Annotated in this window: 14 protein-coding genes and 1 pseudogene; 7 read left to right on the top strand and 8 right to left on the bottom strand. The window is 60.7% G+C overall.

Annotation, left to right across the window (positions count from 1 at the left end; all coding sequences use genetic code 11):
* Positions 1-143 precede the first annotated feature (143 nt).
* The 7 genes and pseudogenes from AC3WK5_RS28880 to AC3WK5_RS28850 form a co-directional block, all read right to left on the bottom strand.
* Positions 144-686: a DUF2058 domain-containing protein gene (locus AC3WK5_RS28880; protein WP_054593566.1), complete on the bottom strand. Its 543-nt coding sequence runs from the start codon at positions 684-686 to the stop codon at positions 144-146.
* A 25-nt stretch (positions 687-711) separates the two neighbouring features.
* On the bottom strand, positions 712-1,545 hold the full coding sequence (gene mazG, locus AC3WK5_RS28875; protein ID WP_054593567.1) for a nucleoside triphosphate pyrophosphohydrolase: 834 nt from the start codon (positions 1,543-1,545) through the stop codon (positions 712-714).
* A 149-nt stretch (positions 1,546-1,694) separates the two neighbouring features.
* Entirely contained in the window at positions 1,695-3,938 is a 2,244-nt protein-coding gene (gene relA, locus AC3WK5_RS28870) for a GTP diphosphokinase (protein ID WP_103318757.1), read from the bottom strand.
* A 122-nt stretch (positions 3,939-4,060) separates the two neighbouring features.
* Positions 4,061-5,413: a 23S rRNA (uracil(1939)-C(5))-methyltransferase RlmD gene (gene rlmD, locus AC3WK5_RS28865; protein WP_103318754.1), complete on the bottom strand. Its 1,353-nt coding sequence runs from the start codon at positions 5,411-5,413 to the stop codon at positions 4,061-4,063.
* On the bottom strand, positions 5,413-6,315 hold the full coding sequence (cysM, locus tag AC3WK5_RS28860) for a cysteine synthase CysM (protein WP_054593570.1): 903 nt from the start codon (positions 6,313-6,315) through the stop codon (positions 5,413-5,415). The genes rlmD and cysM overlap by 1 nt, the downstream gene beginning before the upstream one ends.
* 167 nt (positions 6,316-6,482) lie before the next feature.
* Positions 6,483-7,256: pseudogene (locus tag AC3WK5_RS28855) on the bottom strand (sensor histidine kinase); the annotation flags it as partial.
* A 28-nt stretch (positions 7,257-7,284) separates the two neighbouring features.
* The gene (locus tag AC3WK5_RS28850; protein WP_103318750.1) at positions 7,285-8,007 is read right to left on the bottom strand and encodes a response regulator transcription factor; all 723 of its coding nucleotides are present in this window, start codon (positions 8,005-8,007) and stop codon (positions 7,285-7,287) included.
* Positions 8,008-8,224: 217 nt separating this feature from the next.
* Here AC3WK5_RS28850 and AC3WK5_RS28845 point away from each other — a divergent pair, with 217 nt between their 5' ends.
* From AC3WK5_RS28845 to AC3WK5_RS28830, 4 genes are all read left to right on the top strand, one after another.
* Entirely contained in the window at positions 8,225-10,975 is a 2,751-nt protein-coding gene (locus AC3WK5_RS28845; RefSeq protein ID WP_103318748.1) for a response regulator, read from the top strand.
* Between the two features lie 66 nt (positions 10,976-11,041).
* Positions 11,042-12,031, top strand: coding sequence for a 2-hydroxyacid dehydrogenase (locus AC3WK5_RS28840; protein WP_103318747.1), 990 nt, complete (start codon positions 11,042-11,044; stop codon positions 12,029-12,031).
* Positions 12,032-12,112: 81 nt separating this feature from the next.
* On the top strand, positions 12,113-12,547 hold the full coding sequence (locus tag AC3WK5_RS28835) for a hypothetical protein (RefSeq protein ID WP_054593574.1): 435 nt from the start codon (positions 12,113-12,115) through the stop codon (positions 12,545-12,547).
* Positions 12,547-12,951 carry an META domain-containing protein gene (locus AC3WK5_RS28830; RefSeq protein ID WP_103318744.1) on the top strand — a complete coding sequence of 135 codons (405 nt, stop codon included), beginning with the start codon at positions 12,547-12,549 and terminating at the stop codon, positions 12,949-12,951. Before AC3WK5_RS28835 ends, AC3WK5_RS28830 begins: the two co-directional genes overlap by 1 nt.
* 171 nt (positions 12,952-13,122) lie before the next feature.
* Here AC3WK5_RS28830 and AC3WK5_RS28825 read toward each other — a convergent pair whose 3' ends face one another.
* Positions 13,123-13,590, bottom strand: a complete 468-nt coding sequence (locus tag AC3WK5_RS28825) for a TlpA family protein disulfide reductase (RefSeq protein WP_103318741.1) — start codon at positions 13,588-13,590, stop codon at positions 13,123-13,125.
* 117 nt (positions 13,591-13,707) lie between these two features.
* On the opposite strand from AC3WK5_RS28825, the gene arsC reads away from it, so the two are divergent.
* The 3 genes from arsC to AC3WK5_RS28810 are packed head-to-tail and all read left to right on the top strand — an operon-like array spanning position 13,708 to position 15,081.
* Positions 13,708-14,061, top strand: coding sequence for an arsenate reductase (glutaredoxin) (gene arsC / locus AC3WK5_RS28820; protein WP_054593577.1), 354 nt, complete (start codon positions 13,708-13,710; stop codon positions 14,059-14,061).
* Positions 14,058-14,654 (top strand): NAD(P)H:quinone oxidoreductase, encoded by a 597-nt coding sequence (wrbA, locus tag AC3WK5_RS28815; protein ID WP_103318739.1) that lies wholly within the window; start codon positions 14,058-14,060, stop codon positions 14,652-14,654. The genes arsC and wrbA overlap by 4 nt, the downstream gene beginning before the upstream one ends.
* A gap of 1 nt (position 14,655) precedes the next feature.
* Positions 14,656-15,081 carry a DUF2069 domain-containing protein gene (locus AC3WK5_RS28810; RefSeq protein ID WP_054593579.1) on the top strand — a complete coding sequence of 142 codons (426 nt, stop codon included), beginning with the start codon at positions 14,656-14,658 and terminating at the stop codon, positions 15,079-15,081.
* The last annotated feature ends 85 nt before the right edge of the window (positions 15,082-15,166 follow it).

Here is a 15,166-nt window from a genome sequence, read left to right as displayed (position 1 = left end):
AAGCGGCCCTGAATTGGGCCTGCTACGCAGTCCAGCGGGAGCAAGCTCCCTCGCCACAGATACTTCTCAGGCCTCCATACTTCCTTAAGTGAACAGCATTACGCCAATGAGCGGGGTTTGTCGTTGTTGCAACCTTTAAAGGCTTACCACATCAGATCGTCAGGGATCTGATAGGCCGCGTACGGATCGTCTTCGGCACTGACTTCTTCTGTCTTCACATTCAGTTGCACGATACGTTGTGGATCGCGCTCCTGGATCTTCAGGGCCGCTTCACGCGGGATCACTTCGTAACCGCCGGCGTGATGCACGATCGCCAGGGAACCGCTGCTGAGCTTGTTGCGCATCAGGGTGTTGACGCAGATGCGCTTGACCTTCTTGTCGTCCACGAAGTTGTAGTAGTCCTCAGTGGTCAACTTCGGCAGGCGCGAGACTTCGATCAATTGCTTGACCTGTGCGGCACGGGCCTTCTGCTCGGCCTTTTCCTGCTGCTGGCGATTGAGTTCCTGGTCGCGCTTGACCTTCTCGGCCATGGCCTCTTGGGCCGCGCGCTGCTGGGAATCATCGAGTTCGATCTGACCTTTATGGGCCAGGCGTTGCTGCTTCTGTTTTTCTTTGCCGACCTGTTTGGCCTGCTTTTGGTTGACCAGCCCTGCTTTGAGCAACTGGTCGCGAAGGGAAAGGCTCATGGTGCTTACTCACTTAGGCAACAGCTCAGCCGCAGCTGGGCAAATTCTTTTCCTGACGTTTGGCTTCGCCCCACAAGGCGTCCAACTCTTCGAGGGTGCAATCTTCTATGGGACGGCGGGTGTCGCGCAATGCCTGTTCGATAAATCGGAAGCGTCTTTCAAACTTGCTGTTGGCGCCGCGCAATGCACTTTCGGGATCGACCTTGAGGTGACGCGCCAGGTTGACCACTGAAAACAGCAGATCGCCGACTTCGTCACTGATCGCTGTCGCGTCGTTATCCGCCATGGCTTCAAGCACTTCATCAAGCTCTTCGCGGACCTTATCGAGCACCGGCAATGCATCCGGCCAGTCGAAACCCACCTGCCCCGCGCGCTTCTGCAGCTTGGCCGAACGGGACAACGCCGGCAGCGCTGCGGGCACATCATCGAGCAAGGACAATTGTTCAGGGGCCTGGGACTTCTCGGCCCGCTCCTCGGCCTTGATCTCCTCCCAGCGCTGTTTGACCTGCTCCTCACTGAGGCGCGGGATATCCAGCGGTGCGTACAGATCACCTGTCGGGAATACATGGGGATGACGACGAATCAGTTTGCGGGTGATGCTGTCGACCACGCCGTCGAACTCGAAACGCCCTTCTTCCCGCGCCAGTTGGCTGTAATACACCACCTGGAACAGCAGATCGCCCAGCTCACCCTGCAAATGATCGAAGTCGCCGCGCTCGATGGCGTCGGCCACCTCATAGGCTTCTTCCAGAGTGTGCGGGACGATGGTCTGGTACGTTTGCTTGATATCCCACGGACAGCCGAACTGCGGGTCCCGCAGGCGGTTCATCAGGTGTAGCAAGTCTTGAAGTGAATACATCTATCAATCTCTTCACACTGTAGGAGCAAAGCTTGCTCGTGATGGCGGCACGCATGACACACCGCTATCGCGAGCACGCTCAGCTCCTGCAAGGTCGGCGCCGTGCCAGGCAAATCGCTTTCGCGAGCCCGCTCCCACATTGATCACCGTCACGGGGTGCGGTTGCGCCGGGTTTCGATGATGTTCGGCAATTGGGAAATACGCCCCAACAACCGCCCCAATGCGTCCAGCCCCGGAATCTCGATGGTCAGGGACATCAACGCGGTGTTGTCCTCTTTGTTCGAGCGAGTGTTGACCGCCAGCACGTTGATCCGCTCGTTGAGCAGCACTTGCGACACGTCACGCAGCAGACCGGAACGGTCGTAGGCACGAATGATGATGTCCACCGGATAGGTCAACACCGGCACCGGGCCCCAACTGACCTGGATGATCCGCTCAGGCTCGCGTCCAGCCAGTTGCAGCACCGAGGCGCAGTCCTGGCGGTGAATGCTGACGCCACGACCCTGGGTGATGTAGCCGACGATCGCATCGCCCGGCAACGGCTGGCAGCAGCCGGCCATTTGGGTCATCAGGTTGCCGACGCCCTGGATCTGGATATCGCCGCGCTTGCCCGGCTTGTAGCCAGTGGCTTTGCGCGGAATCAGTTCCAGCTGTTCGTTGCCGCGTTCCGGCTCGACCAGTTGCTGTGCCAGGTTGACCAACTGCGCCAGGCGCAAATCGCCGGCACCTAACGCTGCAAACATGTCCTCGGCGGTTTTCATGTTGGCCTTCTCGGCCAGCTTTTCGAAATCCACCTGCGGCAGACCGAGGCGATTGAGTTCGCGCTCGAACAGGGTTTTACCGGCCGCGACGTTCTGGTCACGCGCCTGCAACTTGAACCAGTGAACGATTTTTGCCCGCGCTCGCGAGGTGGTGATGTAACCCAGGTTCGGGTTCAGCCAGTCGCGGCTCGGCGTGCCGTGCTTGCTGGTGATGATCTCGACCTGCTCACCGGTCTGCAGGCTGTAGTTGAGCGGAACGATCCGCCCGTTGATCTTCGCACCCCGGCAGTTGTGACCGATTTCGGTGTGTACGCGGTAGGCGAAGTCCAGCGGTGTGGCGCCTTTTGGCAAGTCGATCGCATGACCGTCGGGGGTGAAGATGTACACCCGATCCGGCTCGATATCGACCCGCAGCTGTTCCGCCAGACCACCGATATCGCCCAGCTCTTCGTGCCACTCGAGCACCTGACGCAGCCAGGAGATTTTCTCTTCGTAGTGATTGGAGCCGGATTTGACGTCGGTGCCCTTGTAGCGCCAGTGCGCGCAAACGCCCAGCTCGGCCTCTTCGTGCATCGCGTGGGTGCGGATCTGTACTTCCAGCACCTTGCCTTCAGGGCCGATGACCGCAGTGTGCAGCGAGCGGTAGCCGTTCTCTTTCGGGTTGGCGATGTAGTCGTCGAACTCTTTCGGGATGTGCCGCCACAAGGTGTGGACGATGCCCAGCGCGGTGTAGCAGTCGCGCATTTCCGGCACCAGCACGCGCACCGCACGCACGTCGTAGATCTGGCTGAATTCCAGACCCTTGCGCTGCATTTTGCGCCAGATCGAATAGATGTGTTTGGCCCGGCCGCTGATGTCGGCATCGACGCCGGTAGCCTGCAATTCGGCCTGCAACTGGTTCATCACATCACTGATGAACCGCTCGCGATCAAGGCGCCGCTCATGCAGCAACTTGGCGATCTGCTTGTACTGGTCAGGCTCCAGGTAACGGAAGGACAAGTCCTCCAGTTCCCATTTGATATGACCGATGCCAAGACGGTGAGCCAGCGGCGCATAGATGTCGAAGACTTCCCGGGCGACCCGGTTGCGCTTTTCGTCATCGGCGGTTTTCACCGCACGGATCGCGCAGGTGCGCTCGGCCAGTTTGATCAGCGCGACGCGGACGTCGTCGACCATGGCCACGAGCATCTTGCGCAGGTTTTCCACCTGGCCCTGAGAGCCCAGCACCAACGATTGGCGCGGGCTCAGGCTGGCGCTGATCGCCGCCATGCGCTGCACGCCATCGATCAGTTTGGCGACCACCGGGCCAAAGCGCTGGCTGACGGCCGGCAGCTGGATATGGCCTTCGCGTACGCCACGGTAAAGAATTGCCGCGACCAGCGAATCCTGATCGAGCTTGAGGTCGGCGAGGATCTCTGCGATCTCAAGGCCCGTACGAAAACTCGACGTGCCTTCTGCCCAGAGATTCTTCGCTGCTTTGTCTTGCTGTTCGGCCTGACGAGCGAACTCGCAGGCTTCTTTCAAGGCTTCGCGATCCAGTGCCGGATCGACACTGACCGCATGATCGAGCCAAGCCTCGAGATTGATACTGCCGTCGGTATTGATCGGCTGGTGTGCTCTCACCTGTACCATCTTGCTTACCTTCCCTACGACGCAGATTCAATGCGTCAAATCGCTGACCTTCGTTGCTCATGCGCCCTTGCCGGGCTGAACGGCTGATGCATGAGCGGTCTGGTCGGACCAGACGAGCCATCCTAGCTCGCTTCAAATAACGCCATGGCCTCGACATGTGCCGTCTGAGGAAACATATCGAGGATCCCGGCACGTTTTAACCGGTAGCCCTGCTTGATCAGTTCGACCGTGTCGCGGGCCAAAGTTGCCGGGTTGCACGACACATAAACCAAGCGCTTGGCACCCAGTGATGCGAGTGTGCGCACCACCTCGAAAGCACCGTCGCGCGGTGGGTCCAAGAGTACCGCAGAAAAGCCCTCGCTGGCCCATTTGGCATCAGCCAAAGGCTGGGATAAATCGGCCTGAAAAAACTTCGCGTTATGCAGATTGTTGCTAGCGGCATTCGCAGCGGCGCGCTCGACCATGGCCTGCACACCTTCCACCGCTACCACTTCACGGACTTTCTGCGCCAGCGGCAAGGCAAAGTTACCCAAGCCACAGAACAGATCGAGCACGCGTTCGTCAGCGGCAGGCTTCAGCCATTCCAGCGCCTGGGCGACCATCGCTTCATTGACCCCGGCATTCACCTGGATGAAGTCACCCGGGCGATACGCCAGTTCAAGATTCCATTGCTCAAGTCGGTAACCCAACGCCTGATCGGCATCGACCGGTTGCGGCTCGCCTTCGCCATGCAGCCACAATTGGGCGTCATGGAATGCGCAGAATTCCTTGAGAATGCTCAGGTCGTTTTCAGACAGTGGCGCCATGTGCCGCAACAACAATGCCTGTGATGAACCGGCGAACAACTCCACATGACCCAACGCTTGAGGCTTGCTCAAACGCCTGAGCATTTCCGGCAAGCCACTCATGATCGGCTGCAAGGGCTGTACCAGCACCGGGCAATCGTTGATACCGACGATGTCCTGGCTGCCGGCGGCACGAAAACCGACTTCGAGTTTTTTCGTCTTCACGTCCCAACGCACCGCCACCCGGGCGCGACGTCGGTAGGCGAACTCAGGACCGCTCAAGGGCTCTACCCACTGCTCGGGTTCGACACCGGCCACTCGCGATAACTGCTCGGCGAGCATGCGCTGTTTCAGGGCGAGTTGTTCGCCGTGGGGCAGATGCTGCACGCTGCAACCACCGCAGCGCCCGGCATGGGCGCACGGTGCCGGACGACGCAATTGATTGGCGACGAAGACGCGCTCGGTGCGTGCCTCGACAACTTTGCCATGGGCACCCAAGACGCGCGCCTCGACTTCTTCACCAGCCAAAGCACCGATGACGAACCAGGTACGACCTTCGAAAAACGCGATACCGCGACCGTCATTGGCCAGACGCTCGATGCTCAAGCGCTGCTTTTTGCCGGTCGGGACTTGCGGGGCCTTGCTGCCGCCAGTGGGTTGGAAGCGCAGGCCTCTCTCTTGCTTGGCCATCAGTTGGGTGCGTCGAAAATGCCGGTCGACAAGTAACGGTCGCCACGGTCACAAATGATCGCGACCATCACCGCATTTTCGACTTCTTTGGACAGGCGCAGCATCGCGGCTACAGCACCACCCGAGGACACGCCACAGAAGATCCCTTCTTCGCGCGCCAGACGACGGGTCACGTCTTCGGCTTCGCTTTGGGCCATGTCGACGATCCGGTCAACCCGATCGGCTTGATAGATCTTCGGCAGGTATTCCTGCGGCCAGCGACGGATACCCGGAATCGCCGAGCCTTCCATTGGTTGCAGACCGACGATCTGCACAGCCGGATTCTGTTCTTTCAGGTAACGCGAGACACCCATGATGGTGCCCGTGGTGCCCATGGAACTGATGAAATGAGTAATGGTGCCCTGGGTCTGGCGCCAGATTTCCGGGCCGGTACCGGTGTAATGCGCCTCGGGGTTGTCGCCGTTGGCGAACTGGTCGAGCACCTTGCCGCGACCCTCAGCCTGCATCCGCTCGGCGAGGTCGCGAGCACCTTCCATGCCCTCTTCCTGGCTGACCAGAATCAGCTCCGCGCCATAAGCGGTCATCGCAGCCTTGCGTTCAGCGCTGGAGTTGTCAGGCATGATCAGGATCATCTTGTAACCCTTGATCGCCGCGGCCATGGCCAGGGCAATCCCGGTGTTGCCGGAGGTCGCCTCGATCAGCGTATCGCCAGCATGGATCTGCCCACGCAACTCGGCACGGGTAATCATCGACAGCGCCGGACGGTCCTTGACCGAACCCGCCGGGTTATTACCCTCGAGCTTGAGCAGCAGGGTGTTGCTGGTGGCGCCGGGCAGGCGCTGCAAACGAACCAGCGGAGTGTTGCCGACGCAATCGGCGATGGTTGGGTACTGCAAGGTCATGGCGTATTCGCAATCCAGACTGCGGGGGGCGACCATCATACCGGCAAACGTGCGCAGGCCATATCACGCAAAGTGTGGTGCTTATGGCTAATGGGAATAAGCCGGGGTTTGCACCGGATGAGAGGACCTCTTCGCGAGCAAGCCCGCACACAGGGGATCGGGGGTGCTCACTCTTTTTGTGGTCGACTCCGCTCCAATGTGGGAGCGGGCTTGCTCGCGAAGGCGTCGTCTCTGACGCCATCAAGATCAGCCAACAACCGCATATTCAGCCGCAACCCCTGCCCCGTGTTCTCCGCCCACAAGCGCCCGCCCTGACGCTGCACCGCGTTGCGCGCGATGCTTAGGCCCAAGCCAAAGCCGCCATTGCCGGGGCGTGAGCCGTCGAGTCGGGTGAACGGGTCGAACATACGCTCCAGATCGTCTTCGGCGACACCGCCGCCCTGATCTTCGAGCCACAGCAGCCAGTAATTGCCGTCGCGCTGCCCATCGAGGCGCACGCGGCCACCGACCGGAGAATGGCGGATGGCGTTGCGCAGGATGTTTTCCAGTGCCTGAGCCAAGGTATTCAGGTGGCCGCGAACCCAGCACGAAGCCGCCACCGCGCAGTGCAGTTGCCCGGCGGGCCAAGCGCTTTCATAACAGGCGTTTTCCGTGAGCATTTCCCACAGCGCCTGTATCTGGATCGCCTCATCCGGTAATGCCGAGCACTCCGTGTCGAGCCAGGCCAGTTGCAGAGTGTCCTCTATCAGCCGTTGCATGCCATCGACTTCGCGACCAATGCGCTCGCGTAGTTGCAGCAGGTCCTCTTCACTTTCGCTAGCCACCCGCAGACGGCTCAACGGTGTGCGCAGTTCATGAGACAAGTCGCGTAGCAGTTGCTGCTGCACAGCCACGGGGCTTTGCCGGCGTTCGGACATTTGATCGAAAGCGCGGGCCTGTTCATCCCGGTTGTTCAAAGGCGTCACCCGGTTAGACCCTCTCATCAACGGCACTCATTACATAACCCTTGCCCCACACGGTGCGCACTTCGCGTTCGCCGTAGCCGATGGCCTTGAGTTTTCGGCGAATCTGGCTGATGTGCATGTCCAGGCTGCGGTCGTGGGGCGCGTAGCCGCGCTGCAACACCTGCCGATAAAGGAAGGCCTTGCCGAGCACTTCATCGCCATTGCGGTTCAGGGTTTCCAGCAGCCGGTATTCGCTGCGAGTCAGCCCGGCCCACTGCTCAGCATAATGAACATCACACTGTTCATCATCGAAACGCAGGTTGTGAACGTCGCCGTTGAACGCTGGCGACGTATGTCGCCGGTCCAGGGCCACCCGCCGCAGGATAGCTTCGATGCGTACCCGCAACTCGGCCATGCTGAAAGGCTTGGGAAGGTAGTCGTCGGCACCCAGGCGAAAACCGTTGATGCGATCCGCTTCGGCGCCCAGTGCCGACATCAGCAGCACCGGGGTGGAATCGCGGGTCCGCAGGTCGGTCAATACCGCCAGGCCATCCATGCCTGGCAGCACAATATCCATCAGCACGATATCGAAGGTCTGCTCGCGAGCAATCGCCAACCCGTCCTCGCCGTTCTGGCACCAGGTCACCTGAAAACCACAGCGCCCCAGATGTTCATGAACATGTGCCCCCACTACAAGGTCGTCTTCAATCGCCAGGACACGCGGGGGGACAACGGATACGGGAGTCATTAGCTTCTGCAAGTAATTCTCAATCACTGATTATTCTAGATTGCCCGGCAGTGAGCAACCCGTGACTCTCGTCGCGGCTCCCGGTAACGTTCAAACCGTCACACAGCTCTGGATAATTTGCCGGGATAGCCTGCCAGCAAATCGCTACACTGCGCGGGTAGCGCGTGCCGGATGCACGCACGGTCATCTATAAACAGCGTGATAGCAGGAGAGTGACGTGCTGAAGAAACTGGGGATCAAAGGTCGCGTATTGTTGTTGACCTTGTTGCCGACCAGCCTGATGGCCTTGGTTCTGGGCGGCTACTTCACCTGGATGCAACAGTCCGACCTGCAAACCCAACTTCTGCAACGCGGCGAAATGATCGCCGAACAGCTGGCACCTCTGGTCGCCCCAGCCATGGGCCACAAGAATGACGACTTGCTGGAGCGCATCGCGACCCAGTCATTGGAGCAACCGGACGTGCGCGCCGTGTCGTTCCTGGCGCCGGACCGCACGCAACTGGCGCACGCCGGGCCGCTGATGCTCAACCAGCCGCCCACCGGCGAAAGCGCGCATATGCTGCAACGCACCGGCAACGACGCGACCCGTTACCTGCTGCCGGTGTTTGGCAGGCATCGCAACCTGGCCGGTGAGCTGATCCCCGATGAGTCCGATCGCTTGCTGGGCTGGGTCGAGCTGGAACTCTCCCACAACGGCATGTTGCTGCGCGGTTACCGCAGCCTGTTCGCCAGCGTGCTGTTGATCGCCGCCGGCCTGGTCGGCACCGCGCTGCTGGCATTGCGTATGGGCCGCACCATCAATACACCGCTGAACCTGATCAAGCAGGCCGTGGCACAACTCAAGGAGGGTCATCTCGAAACCCGCCTGCCCCCGCTTGGCAGCCAGGAGCTGGATGAACTGGCCTCGGGTATCAACCGCATGGCCAGTACCCTGCAAAACGCCCAGGAAGAACTGCAGCACAGCATCGATCAGGCCACCGAAGACGTCCGGCAGAACCTCGAAACCATCGAGATCCAGAACATCGAGCTGGATCTGGCGCGCAAGGAAGCCCTGGAAGCGAGCCGGATCAAGTCCGAGTTCCTCGCCAACATGAGCCACGAGATTCGCACGCCGCTCAACGGCATCCTCGGTTTCACCCACTTGCTGCAAAAAAGCGAACTGACGCCGCGTCAGCTCGACTACCTGGGCACGATCGAAAAGTCCGCCGACAGCCTGCTGGGAATCATCAACGAGATTCTCGACTTCTCGAAAATCGAGGCCGGCAAACTGGTACTCGACAGTATTCCGTTCAACCTGCGCGATCTGCTCCAGGACACCCTGACCATCCTCGCCCCGGCCGCCCACGCCAAACAGCTCGAACTGGTCAGCCTGGTGTACCGCGACACCCCGCTGTCGCTGGTCGGTGACCCGCTGCGGCTCAAGCAAATCCTTACCAACCTTGTGAGTAACGCGATCAAGTTCACCCGCGAAGGCACCATCGTCGCCCGCGCCATGCTTGAAGAAGAACACGAAGACAGCGTGCAACTGCGCATCAGCATTCAGGACACCGGCATCGGCCTGTCGAATCAGGACGTGCGCGCGTTGTTTCAGGCCTTCAGCCAGGCCGACAATTCATTGTCGCGGCAACCGGGCGGTACGGGTCTGGGGCTGGTGATTTCCAAGCGTCTGATCGAGCAGATGGGCGGCGAGATTGGGGTCGACAGCACACCGGGCGAAGGCTCGGAATTCTGGGTCAGCCTGAGCCTGCCAAAAACCCGCGACGATGCCGAAGACCTGCCAGGACCACCGTTGCTCGGACGGCGTGTTGCGGTGCTGGAAAACCACGAGCTGGCACGCCAGGCCTTGCAGCATCAACTGGAAGACTGTGGCCTTGAAGTGACCCCGTTCAACACCCTCGAAAGCCTGACCAATGGCGTCACCGGCGCACATCAGACCGAGCAGGCGATCGACCTTGCCGTGCTCGGCATCACCTCCAACGACATGCCGCCGGAGCGGCTGAATCAGCATATCTGGGACCTCGAACACCTGGGTTGCAAAGTGCTGGTGCTGTGCCCGACCACCGAACAGACGCTGTTCCATCTCTCGGTACCCAACCCTCACAGCCAATTGCAGGCCAAACCGGCCTGCACCCGCAAGTTGCGACGTGCGCTGTCGGATCTGGTCAACCCGCGTCAGTTACGCAATGAACCGGGCGAACCAATTTCCAGCCGCGCGCCCAAAGTACTCTGCGTTGACGATAACCCGGCCAACCTGCTGCTGGTACAGACGCTGCTTGAAGACATGGGTGCCAAGGTACTGGCAGTCGAAAGCGGTTACGCAGCGGTCAAGGCCGTGCAGACCGAAGCCTTCGATCTGGTGCTGATGGACGTGCAGATGCCAGGTATGGACGGAAGACAGAGCACCGAGGCGATTCGCCAATGGGAAAGCGAACGGCATTGCACACCACTGCCGATTGTCGCCCTCACCGCACACGCGATGGCCAACGAAAAACGCGCCTTGCTGCAAAGCGGTATGGACGATTACCTGACCAAACCGATCAGCGAACGCCAACTGGCGCAGGTGGTGTTGAAGTGGACCGGGCTCGCCCTGCGTAACCACGGTCCGGAGCGGGCCGACGTTTATGGCAACAACAGCGACCTGCTGGTACTCGATCCCGATGAAGGCCTGCGCCTGGCGGCCGGCAAAGCCGATCTGGCGGCCGACATGCTGGCGATGTTGCTGGCCTCACTGGAAGCCGATCGCGAGGCGATTCGCGTCGCCCGTGAAAGCAATGACCAGAATGCCCTGATCGAACGGGTCCACCGCCTGCACGGGGCGACACGCTATTGCGGCGTTCCGCAGTTGCGTGCGGCCTGTCAGCGCAGTGAAACCCTGCTCAAGCAACAAGACCCCAAAGCCCTGGTGGCGCTGGAAGAGCTTGAGCGGGCGATCAACCGCCTGGCCTCGCAAGCGCGTATTGGCGCTTGACCCAGCGCAATGGCGCGGCGGGTGTTGAGGGGTAAACTCAGCGCACTCAAGCACAAGGACGATGCCATGCGCACGATTCTCTTCAGCAGCCAGACATACGACCGCGAGAGTTTTCTCGCAGCCAAAGTGCCCGCCGGTATCGAATTGCACTTCCAGCCTGCACGCCTGAGTCTGGATACGGCGGCGCTGGCCGAGCGGCATGAAGTGGTCTGCGCCTTTATCAATGACGACCTGAGTGCGCCGGTACTTGAACGACTGGCCGCAGGCGGTACGCGCCTGATAGCCCTACGCTCGGCCGGTTACAACCACGTTGACCTGGCGTGCGCGAAACGCCTGGGTTTGAGCATCGTCCGCGTGCCGGCCTACTCGCCCCACGCCGTGGCCGAGCACGCGGTGGCGTTGATCCTGGCCCTGAACCGACACCTTTACCGCGCCTACAACCGGACCCGCGAAGGCGATTTCAGCCTGCACGGGCTGACCGGTTTCGACCTGTTCGGCAAGACCGTCGGCGTGGTCGGCACTGGCCAGATTGGTGCCACCTTCGCGAAAATCATGGCTGGGTTTGGCTGCAAGCTGCTGGCTTACGACCCCTTCCCCAATCCGCAAGTCCAGGCGCTCGGTGTCCGTTACCTGCCGTTACCTGAGCTGTTGGCCGAAGCGCAGATCATCAGCCTGCACTGCCCGCTGACCGCCGATAGCAAACACCTGATCAACAGCCGGTCGCTGGCACATCTGCAGCCCGGCGCCATGCTGATCAATACCGGGCGTGGCGGACTGGTGGACACACCCGCGCTGATCGACGCACTGAAAAGCGGTCAATTGGGGTATCTGGGGCTGGACGTCTATGAAGAAGAAGCCCAACTGTTCTTCGAGGACCGCTCCGACCGGCCGCTGCAAGACGACGTGTTGGCGCGGCTATTGACCTTCCCTAACGTGATCATCACCGCACACCAGGCCTTCCTGACCCACGAAGCATTGGCCGCAATTGCCATGACCACCTTGCAGAACATCACCGACTGGGCCGCTGGCACACCTCACAATCAGGTCGAAAGCTGATTTGGTCTGATCGAAGGTCGCAACCATGGAGCATGCCCGATTCTTTCGCGTGCTAGCATACCGCGCATATTTGGAGGACCCATGGTCGAACACGATTTCCGCTACAGCCTGATGAACCCGCAACACACCCTGACCGAATGCCGCGCGCTGACGCCGGGGCGTTATCAAGTCACCGGCAACGGCGGCTCGATACGCGCCGATGACGTGTTGTTGGTCACCCTCAAAGGCAGCAAGGACTTGTCCATGCGCCTGACCGTTGAAAACGTTCGTCACCTGCTCAAACCCATGGGCCAGTGGGTTGCCGTGGCCAGTGGTCCGGTGTTTGGCGAACTGGCGATCCACAACTGGCAAGTGAACTGCGATAGCTGCGCCAAAGAACTGAAATTCGAGTTCGCAGTCGACGCCAAGCTGGGCAACAAGGCCGAAAAACCGGCCGCCACCGCACGGATTGCCGAACTGGGCTGGACCACCGCCAGCGAGAAGCACCTGTGCCCGAAATGCCAGGAGCCCGTGTAATGAAACACCTCGTTCTGGCCGCCATGGCAGGTGCCAGCCTGCTGGGTTGCGCCGCTGAGCCGGTGCAACTGCAGCAGGATCGCAGCTATGTGCTGGAGTGGATCGGCGAACGCCCGCTGATCGACTACAGCCACCTGACCATCACCCTGGGTGAAGACGGTCGCGCTTATGGCAATGGTGGCTGCAACCACTGGTTCGCGCCCTACACGCTGGACGGCGACAAACTGAGCTTCGGCAAAGTCGGCAGCACTCGCAAAATGTGCGCCCCGGCCTTGATGGAACAGGAAAAACGCTTCCTGCAAGCGCTGGAATCTGTGCAGCGCTGGGACATCTCGCCGATCGAGCAAATGCGCTTCTGGCCCGCCGAAGGCAAGCCGCTGCGCTGGTGGCTTGAAGAAGGCTAAACCCTCTGTGGCGAGGGAGCTTGCTCCCGCTGGGCCGCGAAGCGGCCCTGAACCCTGCTATTTCATTTCGTCAGGCACACCGCATTACTCGATTCTACGACTGCTTTGCCCGAGCGCGGACCGGCCGGCGGGAGCAAGCTCCCTCGCCACAGGTGGGTGCTCGGCCCGTCGTCAATTCGTCGCCTGCAACGCCTTGAGCTTCGCCATCACCCCCGCCGCCGTCTGCTCTCCCATCAACTGCTCACGCACCTTGCCCTTGTCATCGATGATGTAAGTCACCGGCAGCGCCTCGCTGCGTGGCAATTCGAAGCGGTCGGCCGGATCCTGGGCCAGCACGGTGAACGTGATCCCGAGCTTTTCACTGGCGCTCTTGAGTTCTTCGCCCTGCACATTGTCGAAATTGACCCCGAACACACTGATCTTCTGACCTTTGAGCTGTTCAGCCAAAACGTTCAATTGCGGAATCTCGGTACGGCACGGGCTACACCACTCGGCCCAGTAATTAAGCACAAACCATCGGCCATCCAACCGCTCGGACGCTACTTTCTGTCCCAACTGATCGGTGCCGTAGTCATAGCCGCAGCCGCCAAGCAGCAAGGTTGCGAAGAGGGCCAATGCTGCTGTCAGTCGCCTTGTCATGGGATCATCCTTACTCAAAAAAAACAGGTTCTGCTGCGACCCATCGCCTCCCAAGGTTCAGGACTGCTCGCTGCACAGGTAGAATAGCCGCCACCTTACGCAAGATGCGAACCGCACATGACCGATCTGACGCTTTATCACAACCCGCGCTGCTCGAAATCCCGCGGTGCGCTGGAACTGCTGGAAGCCCGTGGCCTGACGCCAACCGTGGTCCGCTACCTGGAAACCCCGCTGAACGCCGCGCAGCTGCAAAGCTTGCTGGGCAAACTCGGCATCAGCGCCCGCCAATTGCTGCGCACCGGCGAAGACGAATTCAAAGCCCTGAACCTGGCTGACAGCAGCCTGAGCGAAGCGCAATTGATCGCCGCCATCGCCGAACATCCGAAACTCATGGAGCGACCGATTCTCGAAGTCGGTGACAAAGCCGTCATTGGCCGTCCGATAGAGAACCTGCTGGAGATTCTGCCGTGAGTACGCCGTACATTCTGGTTCTGTATTACAGCCGCAGCGGCTCGACCAATGAAATGGCCCGACAGATTGCCCGTGGCGTGGAACAGGCCGGGATGGAAGCGCGCCTGCGCACGGTGCCGGCGATCTCCAGCGAATGCGAGGCGGTGTCGCCGGACATTCCCGACGAGGGCGCGCTGTACGCCAGCCTCGACGACCTGAAAAACTGTGCGGGCCTGGCCCTTGGCAGCCCGACCCGCTTCGGCAACATGGCAGCGCCGCTGAAGTACTTCCTCGACGGCACCAGCAACCTGTGGCTGACCGGCGCACTGGTGGGCAAACCGGCCGGGGTCTTCACATCGACGGCCAGCCTGCACGGCGGCCAGGAAACCACCTTGCTGTCGATGATGTTGCCATTGCTGCACCACGGCATGCTGATCACCGGCCTGCCCTACAGCGAATCGGCATTGCTCGAGACCCGCGGTGGCGGCACGCCTTACGGCGCCAGCCATCACGCCGGTGCTGACGGCAAAAGCGGCTTGAACGAGCATGAAGTCGCCTTGTGCCGGGCCTTGGGTCTGCGCTTGGCGAAAACCGCCCTGAAACTGGAGCGCTAACGTGGCCAAAAAGCCGAAGGTTCTGCCCTCCATCGATTGGCTCGAACCGCGAGTTCGGGCGATGCGCGTCATCAGCCTGCTGTGCTACTTCGGCCTGGCGGGATTGCTCTGCGCCTATTACCTGCTGATCGCCGACCTGCATGGTGCACGGCCGTGGGTCATCCTGCTGATTGAACTGGTGCCCTTGTTGGTGCTGGCACCAGGCATGCTCAGCGGCAGCGCGCGCGGGCATTCATGGATGTGTTTTGTGGTGAACCTGTATTTCATCAAGGGCGCGACTGCCGCGTTCGACCCGAATCGACAGGTGTTTGGTCTGCTGGAAATGGCCGCGAGCCTGGCAGTGTTCTGCTCGGCACTGCTGTATGTGCGCTGGCGGTTCCAGTTGAACCGTAAGCTGGCCGGCGAAGGCGAGATCTCCGTCGCCTGACAGGACGCCATCGCGGGCAAGAGCTAGGCGCCCCCCCTGCTCCTACGGTTTTGTGTCGTACCCACTAAAACCGTAGGAGCAGGGG

It is taken from the genome of Pseudomonas sp. FW306-02-D09B (genome assembly GCF_058782685.1).
This window is presented reverse-complemented; position numbering and strand designations above follow the sequence as displayed.

Coding starts and splice junctions, on each gene's coding strand:
- AC3WK5_RS28880 (WP_054593566.1), bottom strand. CDS start 686: ATGAGCCTTTCCCTTCGCGACCAGTTGCTCAAAGCAGGGCTGGTCAAC.
- mazG (WP_054593567.1), bottom strand. CDS start 1,545: ATGTATTCACTTCAAGACTTGCTACACCTGATGAACCGCCTGCGGGAC.
- relA (WP_103318757.1), bottom strand. CDS start 3,938: ATGGTACAGGTGAGAGCACACCAGCCGATCAATACCGACGGCAGTATC.
- rlmD (WP_103318754.1), bottom strand. CDS start 5,413: ATGGCCAAGCAAGAGAGAGGCCTGCGCTTCCAACCCACTGGCGGCAGC.
- cysM (WP_054593570.1), bottom strand. CDS start 6,315: ATGACCTTGCAGTACCCAACCATCGCCGATTGCGTCGGCAACACTCCG.
- AC3WK5_RS28850 (WP_103318750.1), bottom strand. CDS start 8,007: ATGACTCCCGTATCCGTTGTCCCCCCGCGTGTCCTGGCGATTGAAGAC.
- AC3WK5_RS28840 (WP_103318747.1), top strand. CDS start 11,042: ATGCGCACGATTCTCTTCAGCAGCCAGACATACGACCGCGAGAGTTTT.
- AC3WK5_RS28835 (WP_054593574.1), top strand. CDS start 12,113: ATGGTCGAACACGATTTCCGCTACAGCCTGATGAACCCGCAACACACC.
- AC3WK5_RS28830 (WP_103318744.1), top strand. CDS start 12,547: ATGAAACACCTCGTTCTGGCCGCCATGGCAGGTGCCAGCCTGCTGGGT.
- AC3WK5_RS28825 (WP_103318741.1), bottom strand. CDS start 13,590: ATGACAAGGCGACTGACAGCAGCATTGGCCCTCTTCGCAACCTTGCTG.
- arsC (WP_054593577.1), top strand. CDS start 13,708: ATGACCGATCTGACGCTTTATCACAACCCGCGCTGCTCGAAATCCCGC.